Genomic DNA, 18,449 nt, shown 5'->3' with positions numbered 1-18,449 from the left:
GGATCGTGGGCGGAACGCCAGCTTCTGCGTCAAGGAACCGCGCCCCTCGGCGCAACCTGTCATTCCGCCGCGATGGAGGGACTCGCGCCCTGGCAACTCCCGCCGGAATGCGCCATGAACGCTCTCCGGACGCGTTCATGACCGCCGCTCCCCCCGCCGAGACCGCCGAGACGCCCCCGTCGCCCTTCGACGCCTTCAAGTCACGCGATTTTCGCGTGTACGCGCCCGCCCGCCTGCTCGCCACGGTGGCGTTTCAGATGCAGTCGGTTGCCGTGGGCTTTCAAATTTACAGCCTCACCCGCAGCCCGCTCGCGCTCGGGTACGTGGGGCTCGCGCAGTTCCTCCCCGTGGCGGGGCTGTCCCTCGTCGCCGGGCACGCGGCGGATCGCTTCGATCGCCGCGGGATCCTCGTCCTCTGTTACCTGACGCTGTCGCTCGCGTCCCTCGCGCTGTTCTTCATCGCCCGCTCGCCCAGCCCGAGCCTTCCGGCGATCTACGCCGCCCTCGTGCTCATCGGCACCGCGCGCGCCTTCCAGGGGCCCGCCGGCTCGTCGCTCCTGCCCTCTCTGGTGCCGACGGTCCACTTCCAGAACGCGGCCACGTGGCAGTCGACGCTCTGGCAGGTCGGCGCGATCGGCGGCCCGAGCCTCGGCGGGCTGCTCTACGGCGCCTGGGGAGCGCCCGCGCCCGTCTACCTGACCGCGAGCGTCGCGCTGGCCGCCGCGAGCGCGGGCATCCTGGCCGTGCGGGTGCGCACGGGCCGCCTGGAGAAGCGGCCGCCGTCGCTGGCCACGGCGCTCGCCGGGCTGCGCTACGTCTTCCGGAAGAAGCTCCTCCTCGGGGCCATCTCGCTCGACTTCATGGCCGTCTTCCTGGGCGGCGCGGTCGCGCTGCTGCCCGCCTACGCCGCCGACGTGCTCCACGTCGGCTCGCGCGGGCTCGGCTTCCTGCGCGCCGCCCCCTCGGTGGGCGCGGGCCTCATGGCCGTGCTCCTCGCGTTCCGGCCGATCGCGCGCCACGCCGGGGCGAAGATGCTCTTCAGCGTCGGGGTCTTCGGGCTCGCCACGATCGCCTTCGGCCTGTCGCAGAGCTTCTACCTCTCGCTCGCCGCGCTCACCGTGCTCGGCGCCGCCGACATGGTGAGCGTCGTCGTGCGGATGACCCTGGAGCAGCTCGCCACGCCCCCCGAGGTGCGCGGGCGCGTCAGCGCCGTCAACATGGTGTTCGTGGGCGCGTCGAACGAGCTCGGAGAGTTCGAGTCGGGCACCCTGGCCTCGCTCGTCGGCACCGTGCCGGCCGTGGTGTTCGGCGGCGTCGGGACGATCTCGGTCGTGCTCCTCTGGTCGCGGCTGTTCCCCGAGCTGCGCGCCGTGGACCGGCTCGAGGACGTGCGCGCGACCTCCGGAGAGGGCGCCCAAAGCGCGGCGTGACGCGCGCCGCCGCCGCGGCGAGCGCGCGGCCGTGGTGAGCGCGCGCGCCGCGACGCATCACCACTCCACCGCAGAGGGCCAGTCGCTCTCCGGACGAGCACAAGCATCGAATCCATCGCCGGGCCGCCGCGAGGAGCGCGCGAGACGACTCCAGTGCGCAAATTATTACGCACCGCGTACCACATTCCGCACAATTACCAATTTGACGAGGACGTTATCGTGCGCGCTGGGCGGCATGCGGTCGTACAATACACGACGATAATACCAGTCAAGCTGGCCGAATTGCTTGACGCCGCGGGAATCTACGACCTTACATAGGCCAATGGATGCCATTATCGCGTGGGCTGTCGGCCTCATGGTGACATGGGCCCCGCCCGGATCGAGCTTAATCAAGGACGCGATCGAGACACCCGAGGAAGGCCGCGCGCGCTACCAGGAGATCGCGCGCGCGGCGGCCAAGGTGGCGTATGATCCCGAATTGAAGCCGCTCTTCGGCGGCCCGCGCGGACGCGCGGAGACGATGGCGCTCCTCCTGGCGATCGCGTCCTATGAGAGCGGCTTCCGCCGCGACGTCGATCTCGGCCTGGGGAAGCTCGCGCGCGGCTCGGGGACCGACTCCTGCCTGCTCCAGATCCGCGTCGGCGCCGGCAAGACGCCGGAGGGGTGGACGCACGAGGACCTCGTGTCGGACCGCGAGAAGTGTTTTCGCGCGGGGCTCCGCCTGATCAAGGGCTCCTTCGGCGCGTGCCGCAAGCAGGACCCGCGCGACCGGCTCAGCGCGTACACGCGCGGCAGGTGCATCGTCAATGATCGCTTGTCGCGAGCGCGCATCGGGCGCGCGCAGAGCGTCGCGCGCTCGCCGATGACGGACGCGGAGATCCTCGCGTCGGCGCAGAAGCCCGCTCCGGTCGCTCCGCCGAGCGCGCCGGTCCCCGCCGGAAACGACAGCTAGCTCCGCGCCTCACAAAGCTGGCCAAGGATCCTGAGAGATTTCAACGCAAAGGCGCAAAGGCGCAAACCAGAATTTTCTCTGGATTATTGCGTCCTTGCGCGCTCGCGTTGAAATCTCTCTTCTCTCGCCGTGATCCCTGCCAAGATTTCTGACAGGCCGAACTAGCATCGTAGTACTCGTTTGGCGCGAAGCCCTGTAGAGTCGCGGCGAGAGCCAACCGAAAGGACGATGATGAAGCTGATCTATTTCTCCGCGCGCGGCCGGATCGAGCCCGCGCGGCTCATGATGGAGATGGTCGGTGCGCGTTATGACATCGAGGCCGTTCCCCTGGAGAAGTGGATGGGGCCGGAAGGCAAGGAGCGCATCCTGAGCTGTACGCCGTTCGGGCAGCTGCCCGTGCTGCGGGACGGGGTGTTCACCCTTTGCCAGTCCGTGGCGATCACCCGGTACCTGGCGCGCAAGCTCGGCCTCTACGGCGAGACGCTCGAGGAGAACGCGCGCGTCGACGAGGTGGTCGATACGGCCAACGATCTCACCATGGATCTCGGGATGCTCTTCTGGAACCCGCGCTTCCACGAGCTCCGCGCCGACCATCGCTCCGCCACAGGCAAGAAGCTCGAGCTCCTCGAGGGCCATTTCCTCCGCACGCGCGCCGACGCAGATCACTGGGTCCTCCCCGGCCGCTACACCATGGCCGACGCGGCCATGGCCTTTGCCCTGGAGTCCACCCTCCCGCTGCACACCGGGCTCCTCAAGGAGTTCCCGGAGCTCTACCGCGCGATGAACGCGTTCTTCGCGGCGGACGGCGTGCGCGAGTACGTGCGCAGCGATCGGCGGCCACGCACCTGGACGGTCCCGCTCGCCACGTTCGGCGGCAGGCCGGAAGAGACCCATCAATGGACAGACTGATCGGTTGAGCGCGGCAGGTGGCCGCGCGGCCGGAGCCGGCCGCGCGGCCACCTGCCGCGCGGCCGGCGCTTCTACACACGCCGGGTCACGGGGCGACGGCGACCTCGCACGTGGCCGCGGAGAACGTGCTGTACGGCGCCACGAGCACCGTATAGGAGCCGCTCGGCGGGCAGATGAACATCGTCTCCGGGCAACGACCGCAGGTGTCGTCCTCGTCGGCGAGGGACGTGCTCAGGGTGCACCCCTCGGCCCCCTCGCAGACGCGGATCATCGGGTCGCCGGCGCAGGCGCCGCCGGTCGCGCAGCCGCAGCCCACCGTGACCGGCGCCCCCGGCTCGCACGCGAGGCTCTGGGCGCCCGCCGCGATGGACCAGCCGCAGTCGCGGCCGGCGCCGCTGGTGCCCGGGGGGCAGGGCGAGAGCGGACCCGTCGGGCCGCCCGTCGACCCGTCGTCCGGGATGAACACCGGGACCTCGATGATGTTGTTGCTGTAATCGCTCTCCGGCAGCGTCTGATCGGGGTTGATCATGATGCGGAGCGCATAGTCGCCGCTGGGGACGTCGGTGATGTCGACCCACTGGCAATCGAGGCCGGCGCCGTAAACGTCGCTCCAGCCGCGCTGGATCCCCTGGAACTCGCAGTGGTAACGGGGCGTGGACGGCGAGCCCGGGATGCCCACGGGCGAGCTGTCGAGCAGGCAGAACGCCTGCTTGTGGCCGGTCGCGACGACGTTGCCGACAAGATCGACGAGCTCATACCTCGCATACCCCTCGAAATGGTAATGGCCGTGGCACGAGGAGAACTCGAAGTCCTGCACGTCGAGCGGATTGCCGAGCACCATGTCGGCCTCGCCGATGTTCGGCGTCTGCGTCGAGAAGTTGAGCAGGCGGCGCTCCCCCGGGGCGTCGATGCAGCTCTCCGCGATCGCGCAGCTGTCCGCGGGGAAGTACTGGCGGTTGATGTAGAGGCTCGACTGCGCGACGTCCGCGGAGACCGTCAGGTCGGGCAGCGGGCACGCCTCGCCCGCCTCGAGGCTCGTGCAGGTGCCGAGGAAGCCCGCCAGACAGCAGGTCTGCCCCGGGCCGCACTCGCTGTCGTCGCGGCAGAGCGTCGACTCGGCCGGCCCCTCCTCGACGTCGATGAAGATCTCGAACGAGCCCTGGTTCAGGCTGACGTCATCGCCGCCGGCGCGGAAGCGGAGCACGACGGGGGTGGTCTGCTGCGGGAACACGTCGAAGTAGGTGGGGTTCGGTGAGAGCAGCTCGGCCTCGACCGTCTGCGGCGCGCCGCCGTTCAGCCGCTCGAGGCGCCAGCCCTCCTGCAGCCAGGTGAAGTAGCTGCCCGCGGTCACCGACGCGCTCAGGCTGAAGCGGTTCGGGTCGTCTTCGGTGTTGAAGAACAACGTGCTGTCGGGCCCCTGGACCATGACCGTCGCGTCGCGAAGACGGTACTGGTTGCCCGACGGGGCGAAGCCGAGGAGGTTCAGCTCGACCTCGCCGACCGTCTCCTCCTCCCCCACCGGCGCGCCCGAGCACCCCGCCAAGGCCATCGTCGCCAGCACCGCAAGTCTCGTCAGCTTCATGCAGCCATGCCTCCGTAGTGAACCGACATTGCCAAAGACCCGATCGCCCAACTCGAGAACCGGTATTATCGAGCAAGCGACGTGCCGCCGGGGGACGCGGCACGATCGCGACACGGGGAGAGGCCTCGCCCGCCGCGCGCAGCGGAGCGCGGCCGGATCGCGCGGGGAATCGCGCCGCCGCGGATCGAGCGCGCGCGCGTGAGGGTCGATGTCGGCGACGCGCTCCGAGACAGCTTTGTCAGGGTCGCGCCCGGGTGGCACGCAGCGGCACAGGAGAGCGCGCAGCGCCGCCGTCGGCGTCCGCGGGCAGCGCAGCAGATCGGCTCACGAAGGGGTGCGCGGATCAGCCCCGGAGGAGGCTCGCGGCGGCTTCGGCGGTGAGATAGCTCTTGCTCTTCATCCCGAGGCGGATGGAGGAGAGGCCCACCTCGGGCTCGCCCTGGAGCGCGGCGAGCGTCAACGCGTTGTGGCAAAAGATGTTGATGAGCTTCGGGCTGCCGCCGCTCCTCGCGTGCAGCAGCTGCTGCGACGCGACATCGAGCCGGAGGCCTCGCCCGCTGCCTCCGACCGACCGCATCCTGAAGTCGATGTACTCGATCATCTCCTGCTGCGTCATGCCGGGGAGCAGGAGCGATTGCGCGCCGGAGTAGAGCTCACGCGGCGCGCCGTTCGACGAGAGGATCGAGGGGAGATCCGGGGCGCCCACCAGGATCATCGAGAGCCGGCCCTGCGGGGCGCAGCGGAGGATGTCGTGGAGCTCCATCACGAGCTCGTGATCCTCCGGATCGACGCCGTCGACCACCAGGACCGCGATCGCGTCCGACCCCGCCCGGAGGAGCGCCTGCCCGAGGAACGCGTCGACGAGGAACTGCTGGCTCAGGGTGGGCGAGACGCCGGTCGCCCCCACCTGCCTGCACAGGGCCACGAGCGGCCGCGTCCCGAAGAGCAGCTGCGGCTCCACCGTGAAGACCTGGATCCGGGGCACCTTGTTCTTGATCATCTCGCAAACGAAGGTCCGGCCGCTCCCGGGCTCGCCCACGAGGATCGCCGGTCGCTGCCCGGCGACGATCTGCGACGCGAGGGTCCTCAGGATCCAGGCGTAAGGGCCCGCGTCCCAGAAGAAGCTCGGCTGCCGGATGTCGCTGAAGGGATACCCGGTCAGGCCGAAGTGCTCGCGGTAGCCGTACTGCCCGGTGGCGCCCCCGAGCGCGCTCGAGCTGCTCACCAGGATCGTGCCCGTCGGCGTGGCCAGCGAGCCCGTCGGCGCAGGCAGCGAGCCCGTCGGCGCGGCCAGCGAGCCCGTCGGCGCGGCCAGCGAGCCCGTCGGCGCGGCCAGCGAGCCTGTCGGCGTGGGCAACGAGCCGCGCGGCGGGAGCGAGAGCTGGCTGATCCGCTCGGAGAGATCGACCGACCCGAGGAGCGAGCTCCTCGCCTCCGGCAGCTCCCGAGGCCGGACGCTGCTGCGGCGGAGCATGAGCATGTCCTCGAGGAACGCCACGATGTGGGCGGCGGACGGCCGCTCCTGGGGCTTCTTCGCCATGCAGCGGCGCAGCAGCTCCGCGAGCAGCGGATCGATGTCCGGCATCGACAGCTTCGGATCCGGGACGGCCGCGTGGCAGTGCGCCTGGAAGCAGCCGGCGAGATCCCTCGCCGAGTAGGGCGTCCGGCCGATGAGCAGGTGATAGAAGGTGCAGCCGAGGCTGTAGATGTCCGAAGGGGGCGCGATGTCCTGGCCCGTCCACTGCTCGGGGCTCATGTAGAACGGCGTGCCCTCCAGCGTGCGCGCGGCGGCGCTGCTCCCGAGGGCGCCGCTGCCGCCGCCCGGGTGCGACGCCAGGCCGAAGTCCGCGATCTTGAGCGTCCCCGACGCGGTGAGCAGCAGGTTCGCAGGCTTGATGTCGCGGTGGGTGATGCCGAACGAGGCCGCCAGCTCGAGCGCCGCCGCGGCCTCGCGCATCTTCTCGATCCCGAACTGCTCCGGCAGCCGGCCCCCGTGCTGCTTGGCCGCCTGCGCGGTGGTCAGCCCGTGCACGTACTCCATCGCGATGAAGCGGACGTCCTCGTCCTCGCCGACCTGGAAGATCTGCACCACGTTGGGGTGGAGGAGCCGCGCGGCCGCGCGGGCCTCGCGCAGGAAGCGGTCGCGCCGCTCGGTGTCGGTCTCGCCGCTCCCCTTGGCGATGAGCTTCACCGCGACGTCGCGCTGGAGGACGCTGTCCCTGGCCAGGTACACCGCGCCCATGGCGCCGGTGCCGAGCAGCTGGATCAGCTGGAATGGCCCCAGCCACTGTCCTGCCAGGTGGGTCAGCGTCATCGCAGGATCCGCGAGCATCGGCCTCTCATTCCCCATGGTGTCATCCAACCCCTGCGCTCGCCGGGCCCACACGTCGGCCCGGGATCTCGACGCCGCTCACCTCACCGCAGGCCCGCGCCGCCCCGCGAGCGGCCCCGTCCCAGGATGTGTCCCATGGTGAACGCGGAGAGGACGAGGACCGTGACGATGATCGGCACGGCGTAGGTCGCGAGCGACGCCGCGTTGAGCGAGGCCGCCCTGTCCGCCGCCGCGGAGGCGCCGGGCGCGACCCTGTCCGCCCCGCCCACCGTGAGCAGGATGGCGGTGGCCATCGACGCGGCGATGGAGAGCAAGCCGATCGCGAGCCCGGCGGCGAGGCCGCTCGGCCCCGTCGCCTCGAGCGCGGCCGGCGCGGCGACCGGCGCGGGCGCAGCGGCGGGCGCGGCCGCGGGCACCGTCACGAGCGGGCCGTCCAGCTTGACGTGCACGTTGACGACCATCTCCTGGCCTGCCCAGGGGATGACGATCCCCTGGGGGGCCGCCGGCGCCGGGGCCGCGCTGGCGCCGGCGCCGGCGCGCGGGGACCAGTCGCTGTCGCGGCGCGGCTCCTCGGCCGCCGCATTTAACAGGGCCTCGTGGGCCGGGTTCGTCTGGTAGTGCAGCGTGTCCGCGTCCTCGTCGATGGGGCTCGGGCGCCGCCGCGGCTGCTTCATCACCTCGGTGACGCTCTGCGGGGGGACCGGCTCGGACAGCGGCGGCCGCTGCGCGGGCGCTCGTTGCTCGCGGGCGGGCGCGGCGTCTGCCTTGCCGTCCGCCTTGCCCCCGGGCGCGCCGGCGACGTGCTCGGCGGCCGCCTTCTTCATGACGTCGGCGACGAGGCCGTAGACCTCGGTCCACGCCGCCTCGACGTCGCTGTTGTAGGCGTCGCCGAGCCCTTCGCGCAGCGTCCAGAGCAGCGCCTCGCCCACCACGTCGTAGTGGCGATCGACCACCATGTAGCCGTGGTGCCGGACGCCGAGCGACTTGAGCACGGGCACGAGCTTGCCGAGGTTGTTCAGCCCGTCGACGGCCACGGCGAGCGTCTGCATGAGCTTCTTCTTCTGCTCGGCCATGTCGTTCTTGAACAGCGGCCGCACCGACGGATCGAGCTCGAAGAGGCGGTCGTAGAAGAGCGCCGCGGCGGCGTCCGAGATGGGCATCACCTTCGCCCACGACCGCTGCACGAGCTCGATGGTGCGCGGGCTGATCGGCGAGCCCGACCCGGCGGCCGGCTGAGGCGGCGGCGGCTCGCTCTGCTGCCAGGGCGGCATCACGCCGACGAGCGTCCTCGCGGCCATCTTGGCCGACGACGGCGGCGGCACCGACTTCGGCCGCTGCGCCGGCTCGGCGGCGGTCGGGCGCGGCGAGGGGCTCCGCGCCGGCGCCGGGGCGTTCCCGCGCGCGGCGCCGCCGCCTGCGCCTGCGCCGGGCGACGGCGTCGCGGCGGGCGGGGGGAGCGCCTGCGTGCTGCCGACCGCCGCGTGCGCCGCGGCCGCCTTCTTCATGACGTCGGCGACCACGCCGTAGACCTCTTTCCACGCCGCCTCGATGTCGCTCGAGAACGCGTCGCCGAGCCCCTCGCGCAGCGTCCAGAGCAGCGCCTCGCCCACCACGTCGTAGTGGTGCTCGGCCACCATGTAGCCGTGGTGCCGGACGCCGAGCGCCTGGAGCACGGGGACGAGCTTGCCGAGGTTGTTCAGCCCGTCGACGGCCACGGCGAGCGTCTGCATGAGCTTCTTCTTCTGCTCGGCCATGTCGTTCTTGAACAGCGGCCGCACCGACGGATCGAGCGCGAACAGCCGCTCATAGAAGAGCGCCGCGGCGGCGTCCGAGATGGGCATCACCTTCGCCCAGGACCACTGCACGAGCTCGATGGTGCGCGCGCTCAGCAGCTCGGCCGCCGGGGCGGGCCGCGCCGCCTTGTTCACGAACTCGGGCGCGCCGTAGGCGCCCGGCCCTCGCTGCGTGGCGGGCCCCGCTGCGGCAGACGCGCCGCGCGGTGGGGCGGGCACGCTGATTCCGCGTTGCGGCTTGGCCGCGTCCCCAGCCGGCGCAGGGCCGCGCGTGTTCGTCGGGGGCGCAAAGGGATCGTTCGGTTTCGCCATCGTCACTTGTCCGCTGGGGGTTACGGGGAGTGCTTCGGTGGGATGCGCGCGCTGGCGCGCGAGTTCAGGGCACAGGAACCGCCGCTACCACCATCCTACATCACGAGGCCGCCGCCTGCCTACGTCACGACGCGAGGGCGCGCCCGACGGCGGCAGCGCGCGCCGGTGGGCACACGCCGACGGCGGCGTGGGTGCCGGGGCAGCGGCGCCGGCGGCAGCCCGCGCCGCAGCGGCCGTCGATGGCGCAGCGGCCGTCGATGGCGCGGCGGCCGCCGACGGCGCAGCGGCCGTCGACAGCGCGGCGGCCGTCGACAGCGCGGCGAGTGCGGCTGGCCGCCTGGTGAATGGCTGCCCGGCGGCGCGCCGGCGGCGCGCCGATGACGACGCAGAGCACACATCCCGAGCGGAGCCGCCGCGCGGGGGTCGTTCATCTCGACAACTCGCCGCCTCTCGCCGGCGACCCGCGGGGGAGAGGCAGCGGGGTGGACGTTCACCGTGTTTAGCCCGACCTCGCGGGTCGAGGCTCCACGCCTCCGCTGCCCTTCGCGATCGAGCGCCAGACCGGGCGAGCGGCGCTGCCGTCGAGTTCTTCAGAACAGGTGTCGCCCTGAGCGGCCAGAAGACATCGTGGAAGAGATGACCGCCGCCGAAGATGCCTTGGCCGGCACCACGCCCGGAGCCCCGACACTGGCTCCGTCGGGTGGCCTGTACCACGTGCCCGGGAACCGGCGTTCGCCGAGCCGCGGCGCAGCTCACGCTCAGGCTCAGGGCACACAAAGCTCCTTGGAGGCATACGATGAGGGCCGTCGCGCCCGCCGCTTTCCGAGCGCCGCGCCCCGCTGAGCTGGACCGGGCGGAAGGTGATGCCGTTGCCGGTTATCGAAGTGTGCTGTCCCGGGTGCTCGGGCGATGATGACGTGAGGGGGGCGCCTCGCCCTGCAAGCCAGGCGCAGCAGCGGTCCTGGACAGGACCCATCAGGCCGGAACCCAGGCCTTCCTCGGCCAGCAGAAACGAAAAACGCGAGGTGGCCAGATTCGGCCAGTCCTCGCGTCCTCTTGTGCTGCTTGGGTCGTGGTTGCGCGGGCGGGATTTGAACCCACGACCTTCGGGTTATGAGCCCGACGAGCTACCAGGCTGCTCCACCGCGCGAGAGGGAATCTACTCACAGCTCCGCGCCGGTCAAGGATTCTCTCACGGCACCATGTCGATCTTGTCGAGCGCCGGTTCCGCGAGCGCTCCACCTCGGCGGAGCCCGGCGGCGCCCGCGGGCGGCCGAGCGAGCCCCGCCGCGCGCGAGCCGCCCGGGCCGCGGCGCCTCAGCCCAGCCAGTCGGGCACGAGCGGCGACGGCGCCGCCGTCGAGACCACCCAGAGCTGGTGCGCCGCGCGGGTCGCCCCGATGTGGAGCAGGTGCCGCGACTCGTCGTCCGCCGGGTAGGTCGAGGCGTTCACGTCGACCAGCACCACGTAGTCGTACTCCAGGCCCTTCACCTGCCGGATCTCGGTCACCTCGACCCCGGGGCGGAACGCGAACTCGTAGGCGCGCACGCGCCGGAGGTTCGGGATCTCCGCCATCTTGAGGGCGTCGTAGTAGACGTCCGCCTGCTCGGGGTGGCGCGCCAGGATCGCCAGCGTGGCGCGCGGCTCCCGGCCGAAGAGCGGGCGGATCGCGTCGGCGAGGAAGGCGACGGCCGCGCCGGCGCTCGGGAAATGGTGGTGCTCGACCGGCGCGCCGCTGCGGGGCGCGAGGGGCGGGGTCGGATCCGCCAGCGGGCCCAGCACCGCCCGGGCGAACGCGAGCACCTCGCGCGTCGACCGGTACGCGATGCGCAGCGGCTCGACGTCGACCCGCGACAGGCCGAGGTCGTCCAGCGTCGCGCGCCAGTCGCGGAAGCCGGAGTCCATGAAGAGCCGCTGCGCCGTGTCGCCCGCCAGCGTCACGCTGCGCGGCTCGGCGACCACGCCGAGCAGCACCGCGAGATCGATCGGCGCGAGGTCCTGCGCCTCGTCCACGAAGAGGTGCTCGTAGACGAGCACGTTCTTCCCCTTGCGGAGCTCGCCCCGGAGGAGCTGGTACGCCCGCAGGAGGAGCGCGTCGTCCTCCGGATCGAGCACCGCGCGGTCGTCGCCCCCGACCTCGCGCGCGTCCGCGCCGCGCTCGTCGTCGTCCTCGGCCGGCTCGTCGGCGATCGCCGCCTTGCGCTCGGCGCGGTCGCCCGGGTCGAGCTCGAGCACGGCCGGGCACCGATCCGCGCACCAGCGCCACGCGCGCTTCACCTGCTCGGGGCCGAACTCGGGGTCGCCCGCCGCCTCGAACGCGGCCATCACCCGATCGAGATCCGTGAGCAGGTCCGCCCAGAACGCGAGGGTGCCGCGCGAGTCGCGCCGCGCGCGCGCGTCGTCCTTGAGCTCCGCCGCGCGCTGCTCGAGCAGGTGGAGCATCGCCGGGTGGGTCTTGTAGCGGGTGACCACCGAGGGCGTGTTCTCCTCGACGGGCGCCTCGAGCCAGGGGAACGCGCGCTTCCTGGCCGCGCGCGCCCACTCGGAGAACGTCTCCACCGCGATGCCGGCCAGGCCGAGCGCGGGGAGCGCCTCGCTGATGTACGCGCGGAGCGCGGGGCTGCCGACGATGACGAGCATCTTGTCGGCCGTGAAGCGGCGGCCGCCGTTGTAGGCGAGGAAGGCGAGCCGGTGGACGCCGATCGTGGTCTTGCCGCTGCCGGCGCCGCCCTGGATGACGACGATGCCCGAGTCCGGCTTCGAGATGAGCTCGAACTGGCGCGGGTCGAGCAGCGCCGCGATCTCCGGCAGGTGCCGGTCCTCGCGCGCGTGGAACGTCGCCCCGGTCCCGAGGCCGCCGCGCGCCCCGGCCGTCCCCGCGAGCGCGATGTCGCGCATGTCCTCGGGGCGCACCGCCGTGCCCTGGCCGCCGGCGAGCTCGGTCGCCCGCGTGGCGATCTCGCGGAAGCTCCCCGACGGCGCGCGCACGAACGTCCCCTGCGGCGCCGAGATGCGGTAGAGCTCGCCCTCGTCGATGGTCACGGTGCGCCGCACGAGCACGGTGCCCTCGACCTCGCGCTCGCCGAAGGTCTCCTCGTACTCCGCCCCTTCCTCGTAGCGGTAGTAGATCTGGCTGACCGGGGCGTGGCGCCAGTCGACGATGCGCACGCCCGCGCTCGCGTCGATGAGCGTCGTCCGCCCGATGAGCACGTCGCGCTCGGGGCGGCCCTTCTCGCGGAGGCGCAGGTGGCCGAAGTAGGGCGACTTCGGGTCGACGGGCTCGACGACGTTCTCGTTCCGCCGCGCCGCGATCCCTTGCAGGCGCTCCATCTGCTGCACGAGCGCCGGCACGTCCTCGAGCCGCGCCGCCGCGATCTGATCGCGGAGCGAGAGGAGCTGCTCCTCGTAGTTCTCGACCGGCGGGGGCCGCGACGGCTTGTTCGCGGCCGCGGCGAGGTGCTCGGCCACGCGGGCGAGCAGGGCCTCCTCCTCGCGGACGATCGCCGCGCCGCCCTCGCTCAGCTGCGCGCCGGGAGCGCCGTCCCCGCGCGCGGGCTCGGGCTGAGGCGCGGCCGGGGTCGGCCCGGCGGGCTGCGCGTGGTGGGCCGTGGCGGTCGTGGCGGTCGTGGCGGTGAGGGTGGGGCTCGTAGGACGATTCGCGGTCACGGGAATGCCGATGCGATGCTCAGGGGACAGGCACGAGCGCGTGCGACGGCGCGCCAGCGGTCCACATCGCGGCCCGACGGCGCAGGAGGGCCGGAGCTATTGACCGATCCGGCAGGGCTCCGCAACCGCCGCGTGGGCCCCCCCACGCCGTCGATCCGCCGAGGCGGTGCTCTCGCCGCGGCGGCCACGCCACGCGGGCGCCTCCCGGGTGTAACGCGCCTGGCAGCCGCGCCCGATCCGCCGCGGGCGGTGGCGTTCAGGATTGAGGTCGCGAGGGGGAAGGCCGTAAAAGGCGGCGATGCAAAATTGCGCGACCCGGTCCGACCGGCTCCTTGAGCTGATCCTCTTCTCGCTGCGCGATCGCGGGGCGCTCTGCGCGCTGGTCCTCGCCTCCTACCGCGTCGAGCTGACGTGCCTGCTCGATCGCGTCTCCGCGGGGTCGATCGGAGACGACGACGAGGGCGAGGTCGAGGCGCTCGTCCGCGGGAACCGCGGCGGCGGATTGCGGGCGCGCGCGGGCGTGATCCGCGAGCGCGCGGAGCCCCGCATCAGCGAGGAGGACGCGTTCCTCGTCTACGACCTCGCCGGGCGCATCGCCGAGGCGGCGGCCGCCGGGCGCCTCCCGGTCGTCCGCCGCGACGCGCTCACGCTGCGCGAGAAGGCGGCCGAGGTGCACTCGGGGGGCGAGCGCGCTGAGCGGGACATGCTCACGGCCGGGCTCAGGGTGATCGACCGGATCCTCGACGCCGCGCGGGCGCAGCCGATGCCGCGGAGCGAGCCCGCGAGCAAGGACCTGAACTGAGGCGCCCGCGCCGGACGGCGATCGCGCGCCTCGGAGTCGGCTCCGCGCGCTCCGTCCGCGCCGTCGATCGCGGGGCAGGTCGCGGGGACCATCGTGCGCCTGAGGCTCGCGGCGCGCATGCGCCTGCTGCGCGCGCCGCGGGTGAGCCGCTGCCGGGTCTGCGCGGGCGGGCCGCGGCCCGGGGCCTGCGCGGGCGTGCGTGCACGCTGGGCTCTCCATGGCTGGCTCGCTCCCTGCACGACGTGCCGCCGCGGGGCGCTCCGTCGCGGCCCCTGGGCCTGCCTTGCATGCCGGCGGGTCGCGCCCGCGCTGACGGGTCGCGCCCGCGCTGAAGGATGACATGACCACCCCTTGCGCCGCCTGCTTCCCCGCCCCGCGCCCGCCGCGGAGCCCGCATCGGCGCGCGGTCGCGAGCGCGCCGATGCGCGTCTCGTTCGCCGGAGGCGGCAGCGATCTGCCGAGCGTCGCGCGCCAGGGCGGCGGGCGCGTCGTCGGCGCGGCGATCGATCTGCGCGTGCGTGTGGTGGTGGAGCCGTTCGATCGGGGCTGGGTGCGGATGGAGTCGGCCTCTCCGGCCTTCCGCGCCGCGCGAGCTGCCGGCCACCCGGCCGAGGACGCCGGCGCCGGGGCGGCGCGTGTGATCACGCGGCGCCGGGGCGATCCGCCGCGCGACGACGTCACGTTCCGCCTGATCGAGGCGGCGCTCTCCGTGGCGGGCGTCGGCGACGGGGTCGCGATCCGGATCGAGACGGAGATGTCGCCCGGCGGAGGCCTCGGCGGCAGCGCGTCGGCCGCGGTGGCCGCGCTGTTCGCGCTGCGCGCGTCGGTCGGCGAGGCGGCCGCGCCGGAGGAGCTTTCGCGCGAGGCGGTCGCGATCGAGCGCGAGCGCCTGAGCAACGCGTGCGGCGCGCAGGATCAGGTGTTCGCGGCGTTCGGGGGGTTGCTCGATCTCACCTTCGACGCCCGCGGCTGCTCGGGGGTGAGTCCGCTCCCGGTCGGCTCGGCGGATCTCGTGTCCGCGCTCTCGTCCGGGCTGCTGCTCGTGGACACCGAGGTGCGGCGCGTGTCCGGCGAGGTCCTGGATCGGATGGACGCCGACGCGGCGGGAGGCGCGCGGGGCGAGCTCGTGTCCGCGGCGGGCGACGTCGCGCGCGGCTTCGAGATCGGCTCGCTTCCGCTGGTGCTCTCGGGCATGCGCCGCGGGGCGGCGGCGAAGGTGCGCCTCTCGGGGCCGGCGAGCGCGCTCGCGCTCGCGCTCGGGCAGAGGCTCGACGGCCTCGGGGTGGAGGTCCTCCGGGTGTGCGGCGCCGGCGGCGGCGGTCACGTCCTCGTGTGGGCGCCTGCGGAGCGGCACGCGCGGATCCTGGACGCGCTCGGGCCGTGTGTCGTGCGGCGGCCGGCGCTCGGGGCGCCTGGGGTGCGGGGCGAGCCTGGCTGAGCGCGGCCCTGGTTCCGGGGACCGCCGGACGTGAGCCGGGGCGGCGGGGATCCCGAGCGGGCTAGGCGCTCGTCCTCAGGCAGGCCTTCCGCGCGCCGCGATCGAGCGCGAGCGCGATGAGGCGCTCGATCAGGGCGCGGGCGGGGATGCCGCTCGCCTCCCAGAGCTTCGGGTACATCGAGATGGCGGTGAAGCCGGGGATGGTGTTGATCTCGTTCACGTAGAGCGAGCGGTCCGGGGCGAGGAACAGGTCGACGCGGGCCATGCCGGAGGCCTCGAGCGCGCGGAAGGTGCGGAGCGCGAGCAGCTGCACGGCGTTCTGCTCGGCCGGTGAGAGGTCGGCGGGGATCCTGATCGTGGCGCCGTCCGCGTCGATGTACTTGGCGGCGTAGGAGTAGAAGCCGTCGGCGTGGCCCACGACGATCTCGCCGGGGGTGGAGGCGATGGGGTCGTCGTCGCCGAGCACGGCGCACTCGATCTCGCGCACGCCGTCGATGCCCTGCTCGCAGACGATCTTGAGGTCGAACTCGAAGGCGTGCTCGACGGCCGCCTCGAGCTCGGCGCGCGCGGTCACGCGCCGGACGCCGACGGACGAGCCGAGGTTCGCGGGCTTGACGAAGATCGGCCCGAAGGCGCCGCTCCCGGCGGGCGAGAGCGCGGCGATCTGCTCGAGGCACGCGGCGCGGTCGCGCTCCCACGTGGACCGGCGGAGGGCGACGTGGGGCACGATCGGGATCTCCGCGTCGCGGAGCAGCCGCTTCATGACGTCCTTGTCCATGCCGACGGCGGAGCCGAGCACGCCGGAGCCGACGTACGGGACGCCGGCGAGCTCGAGCAGGCCCTGGACGCACCCGTCCTCGCCCGTGGGTCCGTGCAGCACGGGAAAGACGACGTCGATCGTGGACCGCGCGCCGCCGGGGGCGGTCAGGGTGGCCTCGCCGGCGGCGCCCGGGTGGGCGTCGAGGGCGATCTCGGGCATGGCGTTGTTGAGGCGCGCGAGGCGGGGGTCGCGCGCCGCGCTCCGCAGCAGCGCTTCTTCCTGGAGCAGCCAGCGGCCGGACTTGTCGATGCCGATGAGCACCGGCTCGAAGCGGTCGCGGTCGAGCGCCTCGACGACGAAGCGCGCGGAGAGCAGGGAGATCTCGTGCTCGGCCGAGCGCCCGCCGAACAGCACGGCGACGCGCGTCTTGGCAGGGTTCCGCATGGCGGCACCGTAGCCGCGATCGGGCGCGCAGGCGAAAAACGGGCGGCCGTCCGGGTGCGCCGCGCGCGGGTGCGCCGCGCTAGTCGGAGAGGATGCGGAACGAGGCGCGGACCGTCGCCACGGCCACGCGCGCGATGTGGCCGTCGGCGAGCTCGACATCGACGGCCGCGACGTGGCCTTGCCGCTCGATGAGCCGGGTGATGCTCACCCGGGAGCCGCGGGCGACCTCGGCGCGGGCGACCTTGACGTCCGCGAGCGCCTCCAGCTGCGCGCCGACGGCGAGGCCGTCCGACGCCGTCGCGGCCGCCTCCTCGGACGCGGCGGCCGCTCCGCCTGGGACAACGACGGCGAGCGCCGCGACCACCGCGACGATGAGGCTGCCAGCCGTGCTCCTTCGACTGCGGATGCGCATCGGGGCTGATTCTACGCGGAATGTGGGCGATGTCACCCGCGATGTCGCCGGCTCCTGCGCTCCGTCCAGAGCCACCTCGTACCACCTCGTATGACGACGGCGAGCGCCTCTGTCCGTACAGAGGCGCATCGCGCACCTGGGACGGGTACCCGGAGCGGGCCCGGGCCGGCGGGCCGGCGGGCCGCGGGCGCCACCGCCGCAGGCGTGCTCTGCACGTCGACATCGCGCTCGTCAAAAGGGTCCCAATGCGCGGTCCTCGCTCGTGTCCGATAAAAGCGAGGAGGCATGATGAAGTCACGATCGCTCTTTTCGGCCAAGGCCGTGTTGCTGGTCCTCTGCGTCTCCATTCCCGAGGCCGCCGCGCAGGACAAGACCCCATCCAAGCAAGAGAATTACAGTTACACGTTCACGGACGACCTTCTCGATGCCTCGAACAGCGCCGCGTCCGGCGCCGTGCTCCAGGTCCGGCAGCCCGGGCGTCGCGACAGGCTGCTCCGGCCGAGGCTCCACTTCGTCCCGGAGATGCTCAAGTCGGTCGAATCGATGTGATGGCCGGGATCTCCTCCTCGACCGCGAGCGGGCCGAGGAGGGAATGAACGCGCGGCGGGCTCCCCCGCCCTCTTCGAGGTTATGCTTCTTCCGCGACGGGGAGCGGGCTCGTGGCCGGCTTGCGGTTCTTCCTCGCCGCGGCCCCGGCGACGACGTTCTTCCGCATGAAGTCGATGACCGGCGCGAGGACGTCCATGACCTTCCGATCGGTCTGCGCGTGCGTCTTGGCGATCCGGTAGGCCGCATAGAGCGTCTCGCGGAACTTGATGGCCGTGTAGAGCGTCGAGTCGCCGAGCTCTCCGCCGACCGGCGCGAGGCTCTCCGCGAGCTTGCTGAAGAGCAGGTGCTTCTCGATCCGCTCACGCAGCAGCGCGGTCTCGAACCGGTTCGGATCCATGCCTTCGTCCTGGTCTGCGAGCGACTCGAACAGGGCAGGCTTCATGTCCACCACGTCGAGCACCTTGTTCAGCATCGCGTGCTCGCCGTCGCGCAGCCTCGGCGCGGTCTGCCGCTGCTCCTTGGTCAGCGTCACGAGCCCCGGAAAGAGGCCATCGAGCTCCTCGACGAGCTCGGCGGCCAGCGCCTTGGCCTTCTCGGCGCGCGCCCGGAACTCCTCGATCGGCATGTCTTCCCAGCTGCTCCAATTCGAATCTTTCTTCCTAGACGGCATTGATTTCTCCTCCCTTGCTTCAGTGGCAAGCGGGCACCGTAAAATGGCAGTTCCGGATCCGCAAGCATGCCTGTTCACCGGAGCACGAACTCCACGTCGGGAGGGAAGCGGTCAGGTCTCGGATCCGCCGTTGATCACGCCGTGATCGGCTGCGCTCGGTCCGGCGCCAGCACCTCCGTGATCTGCCGTCCGAGCGCGTTCACCAGCCACGGCTGTCCCTGGGTCAGCGAGAACGCGCGCTCCGCCGCGTCTGGCAGGAACACCTGCCCTGTCTCCGTCGTGTGCTGTGCGTAGAGCTCTCGCACCTCGGCGAGGTCGAAGTTCCGCAGCGTGATCGACTCCGCCTTGACCGCCTCACCGCTGCCCCGAACCGCCTCACCGCTGCCCCGAACCGCCTC

Annotated in this window: 14 protein-coding genes and 1 tRNA gene; 6 read left to right on the top strand and 9 right to left on the bottom strand. The window is 72.5% G+C overall.

Annotated elements, in window-relative coordinates; translation table 11 throughout:
• The first annotated feature begins 137 nt into the window (after positions 1 to 137).
• The 3 genes from WMF43_RS03920 (at position 138) to WMF43_RS03910 (ending at position 3,291) form a co-directional block, all read left to right on the top strand.
• Entirely contained in the window at positions 138 to 1,430 is a 1,293-nt protein-coding gene (locus WMF43_RS03920; RefSeq protein ID WP_437677585.1) for an MFS transporter, read from the top strand.
• A 322-nt stretch (positions 1,431 to 1,752) separates the two neighbouring features.
• Positions 1,753 to 2,382: a hypothetical protein gene (locus tag WMF43_RS03915; protein WP_437677584.1), complete on the top strand. Its 630-nt coding sequence runs from the start codon at positions 1,753 to 1,755 to the stop codon at positions 2,380 to 2,382.
• Positions 2,383 to 2,610: 228 nt separating this feature from the next.
• Entirely contained in the window at positions 2,611 to 3,291 is a 681-nt protein-coding gene (locus WMF43_RS03910; protein WP_437677583.1) for a glutathione S-transferase family protein, read from the top strand.
• Between the two features lie 85 nt (positions 3,292 to 3,376).
• Here the strand turns inward: WMF43_RS03910 and WMF43_RS03905 are convergent, their stop codons facing one another.
• The 5 genes from WMF43_RS03905 to WMF43_RS03885 form a co-directional block, all read right to left on the bottom strand.
• Entirely contained in the window at positions 3,377 to 4,873 is a 1,497-nt protein-coding gene (locus tag WMF43_RS03905; protein ID WP_437677582.1) for a lysyl oxidase family protein, read from the bottom strand.
• Positions 4,874 to 5,216: 343 nt separating this feature from the next.
• On the bottom strand, positions 5,217 to 7,223 hold the full coding sequence (locus tag WMF43_RS03900) for a protein kinase domain-containing protein (protein WP_437677581.1): 2,007 nt from the start codon (positions 7,221 to 7,223) through the stop codon (positions 5,217 to 5,219).
• Positions 7,224 to 7,288: 65 nt separating this feature from the next.
• Entirely contained in the window at positions 7,289 to 9,310 is a 2,022-nt protein-coding gene (locus tag WMF43_RS03895; RefSeq protein WP_437677580.1) for a globin family protein, read from the bottom strand.
• Positions 9,311 to 10,383: 1,073 nt separating this feature from the next.
• A tRNA-Met gene (locus WMF43_RS03890) sits at positions 10,384 to 10,460 on the bottom strand.
• A gap of 167 nt (positions 10,461 to 10,627) precedes the next feature.
• Complete coding sequence (locus WMF43_RS03885) at positions 10,628 to 12,976, bottom strand: ATP-binding domain-containing protein (protein WP_437677579.1); 2,349 nt, start codon at positions 12,974 to 12,976, stop codon at positions 10,628 to 10,630.
• 298 nt (positions 12,977 to 13,274) lie between these two features.
• On the opposite strand from WMF43_RS03885, the gene WMF43_RS03880 reads away from it, so the two are divergent.
• Both WMF43_RS03880 and WMF43_RS03875 read left to right on the top strand, forming a co-directional pair.
• A complete protein-coding gene (locus WMF43_RS03880) occupies positions 13,275 to 13,778 on the top strand; it encodes a hypothetical protein (RefSeq protein WP_437677578.1) in 504 nt (167 codons plus the stop codon).
• Positions 13,779 to 14,118: 340 nt separating this feature from the next.
• Positions 14,119 to 15,216, top strand: a complete 1,098-nt coding sequence (locus tag WMF43_RS03875) for a GHMP family kinase ATP-binding protein (RefSeq protein ID WP_437677577.1) — start codon at positions 14,119 to 14,121, stop codon at positions 15,214 to 15,216.
• Positions 15,217 to 15,277: 61 nt separating this feature from the next.
• Here the strand turns inward: WMF43_RS03875 and WMF43_RS03870 are convergent, their stop codons facing one another.
• Together WMF43_RS03870 and WMF43_RS03865 are read right to left on the bottom strand one after the other, a co-directional pair.
• Positions 15,278 to 16,420 (bottom strand): D-alanine--D-alanine ligase family protein, encoded by a 1,143-nt coding sequence (locus tag WMF43_RS03870; RefSeq protein WP_437677576.1) that lies wholly within the window; start codon positions 16,418 to 16,420, stop codon positions 15,278 to 15,280.
• Between the two features lie 79 nt (positions 16,421 to 16,499).
• Entirely contained in the window at positions 16,500 to 16,832 is a 333-nt protein-coding gene (locus WMF43_RS03865) for a hypothetical protein (protein WP_437677575.1), read from the bottom strand.
• 285 nt (positions 16,833 to 17,117) lie between these two features.
• Here WMF43_RS03865 and WMF43_RS03860 point away from each other — a divergent pair, with 285 nt between their 5' ends.
• A complete protein-coding gene (locus tag WMF43_RS03860) occupies positions 17,118 to 17,381 on the top strand; it encodes a hypothetical protein (protein ID WP_437677574.1) in 264 nt (87 codons plus the stop codon).
• 79 nt (positions 17,382 to 17,460) lie between these two features.
• On the opposite strand, the gene WMF43_RS03855 is transcribed toward WMF43_RS03860, so the two are convergent.
• Positions 17,461 to 18,051 carry a hypothetical protein gene (locus tag WMF43_RS03855; RefSeq protein WP_437677573.1) on the bottom strand — a complete coding sequence of 197 codons (591 nt, stop codon included), beginning with the start codon at positions 18,049 to 18,051 and terminating at the stop codon, positions 17,461 to 17,463.
• A 134-nt stretch (positions 18,052 to 18,185) separates the two neighbouring features.
• Positions 18,186 to 18,356 (bottom strand): hypothetical protein, encoded by a 171-nt coding sequence (locus WMF43_RS03850; protein WP_437677572.1) that lies wholly within the window; start codon positions 18,354 to 18,356, stop codon positions 18,186 to 18,188.
• Positions 18,357 to 18,449 lie beyond the last annotated feature (93 nt).

Source organism: Sorangium sp. So ce131 (genome assembly GCF_051519095.1).
Taxonomy (GTDB): domain Bacteria; phylum Myxococcota_A; class Polyangia; order Polyangiales; family Polyangiaceae; genus Sorangium.
Note: the sequence above shows the minus strand (reverse complement) of the source record. Positions and strands in the feature narration are given on the sequence as shown.

Coding starts and splice junctions, on each gene's coding strand:
- WMF43_RS03920 (WP_437677585.1), top strand. CDS start 138: ATGACCGCCGCTCCCCCCGCCGAGACCGCCGAGACGCCCCCGTCGCCC.
- WMF43_RS03915 (WP_437677584.1), top strand. CDS start 1,753: ATGGATGCCATTATCGCGTGGGCTGTCGGCCTCATGGTGACATGGGCC.
- WMF43_RS03910 (WP_437677583.1), top strand. CDS start 2,611: ATGATGAAGCTGATCTATTTCTCCGCGCGCGGCCGGATCGAGCCCGCG.
- WMF43_RS03905 (WP_437677582.1), bottom strand. CDS start 4,873: ATGAAGCTGACGAGACTTGCGGTGCTGGCGACGATGGCCTTGGCGGGG.
- WMF43_RS03900 (WP_437677581.1), bottom strand. CDS start 7,223: ATGGGGAATGAGAGGCCGATGCTCGCGGATCCTGCGATGACGCTGACC.
- WMF43_RS03895 (WP_437677580.1), bottom strand. CDS start 9,310: ATGGCGAAACCGAACGATCCCTTTGCGCCCCCGACGAACACGCGCGGC.
- WMF43_RS03880 (WP_437677578.1), top strand. CDS start 13,275: ATGCAAAATTGCGCGACCCGGTCCGACCGGCTCCTTGAGCTGATCCTC.
- WMF43_RS03875 (WP_437677577.1), top strand. CDS start 14,119: ATGACCACCCCTTGCGCCGCCTGCTTCCCCGCCCCGCGCCCGCCGCGG.
- WMF43_RS03870 (WP_437677576.1), bottom strand. CDS start 16,420: ATGCGGAACCCTGCCAAGACGCGCGTCGCCGTGCTGTTCGGCGGGCGC.
- WMF43_RS03865 (WP_437677575.1), bottom strand. CDS start 16,832: ATGCGCATCCGCAGTCGAAGGAGCACGGCTGGCAGCCTCATCGTCGCG.
- WMF43_RS03860 (WP_437677574.1), top strand. CDS start 17,118: ATGATGAAGTCACGATCGCTCTTTTCGGCCAAGGCCGTGTTGCTGGTC.
- WMF43_RS03855 (WP_437677573.1), bottom strand. CDS start 18,051: ATGCCGTCTAGGAAGAAAGATTCGAATTGGAGCAGCTGGGAAGACATG.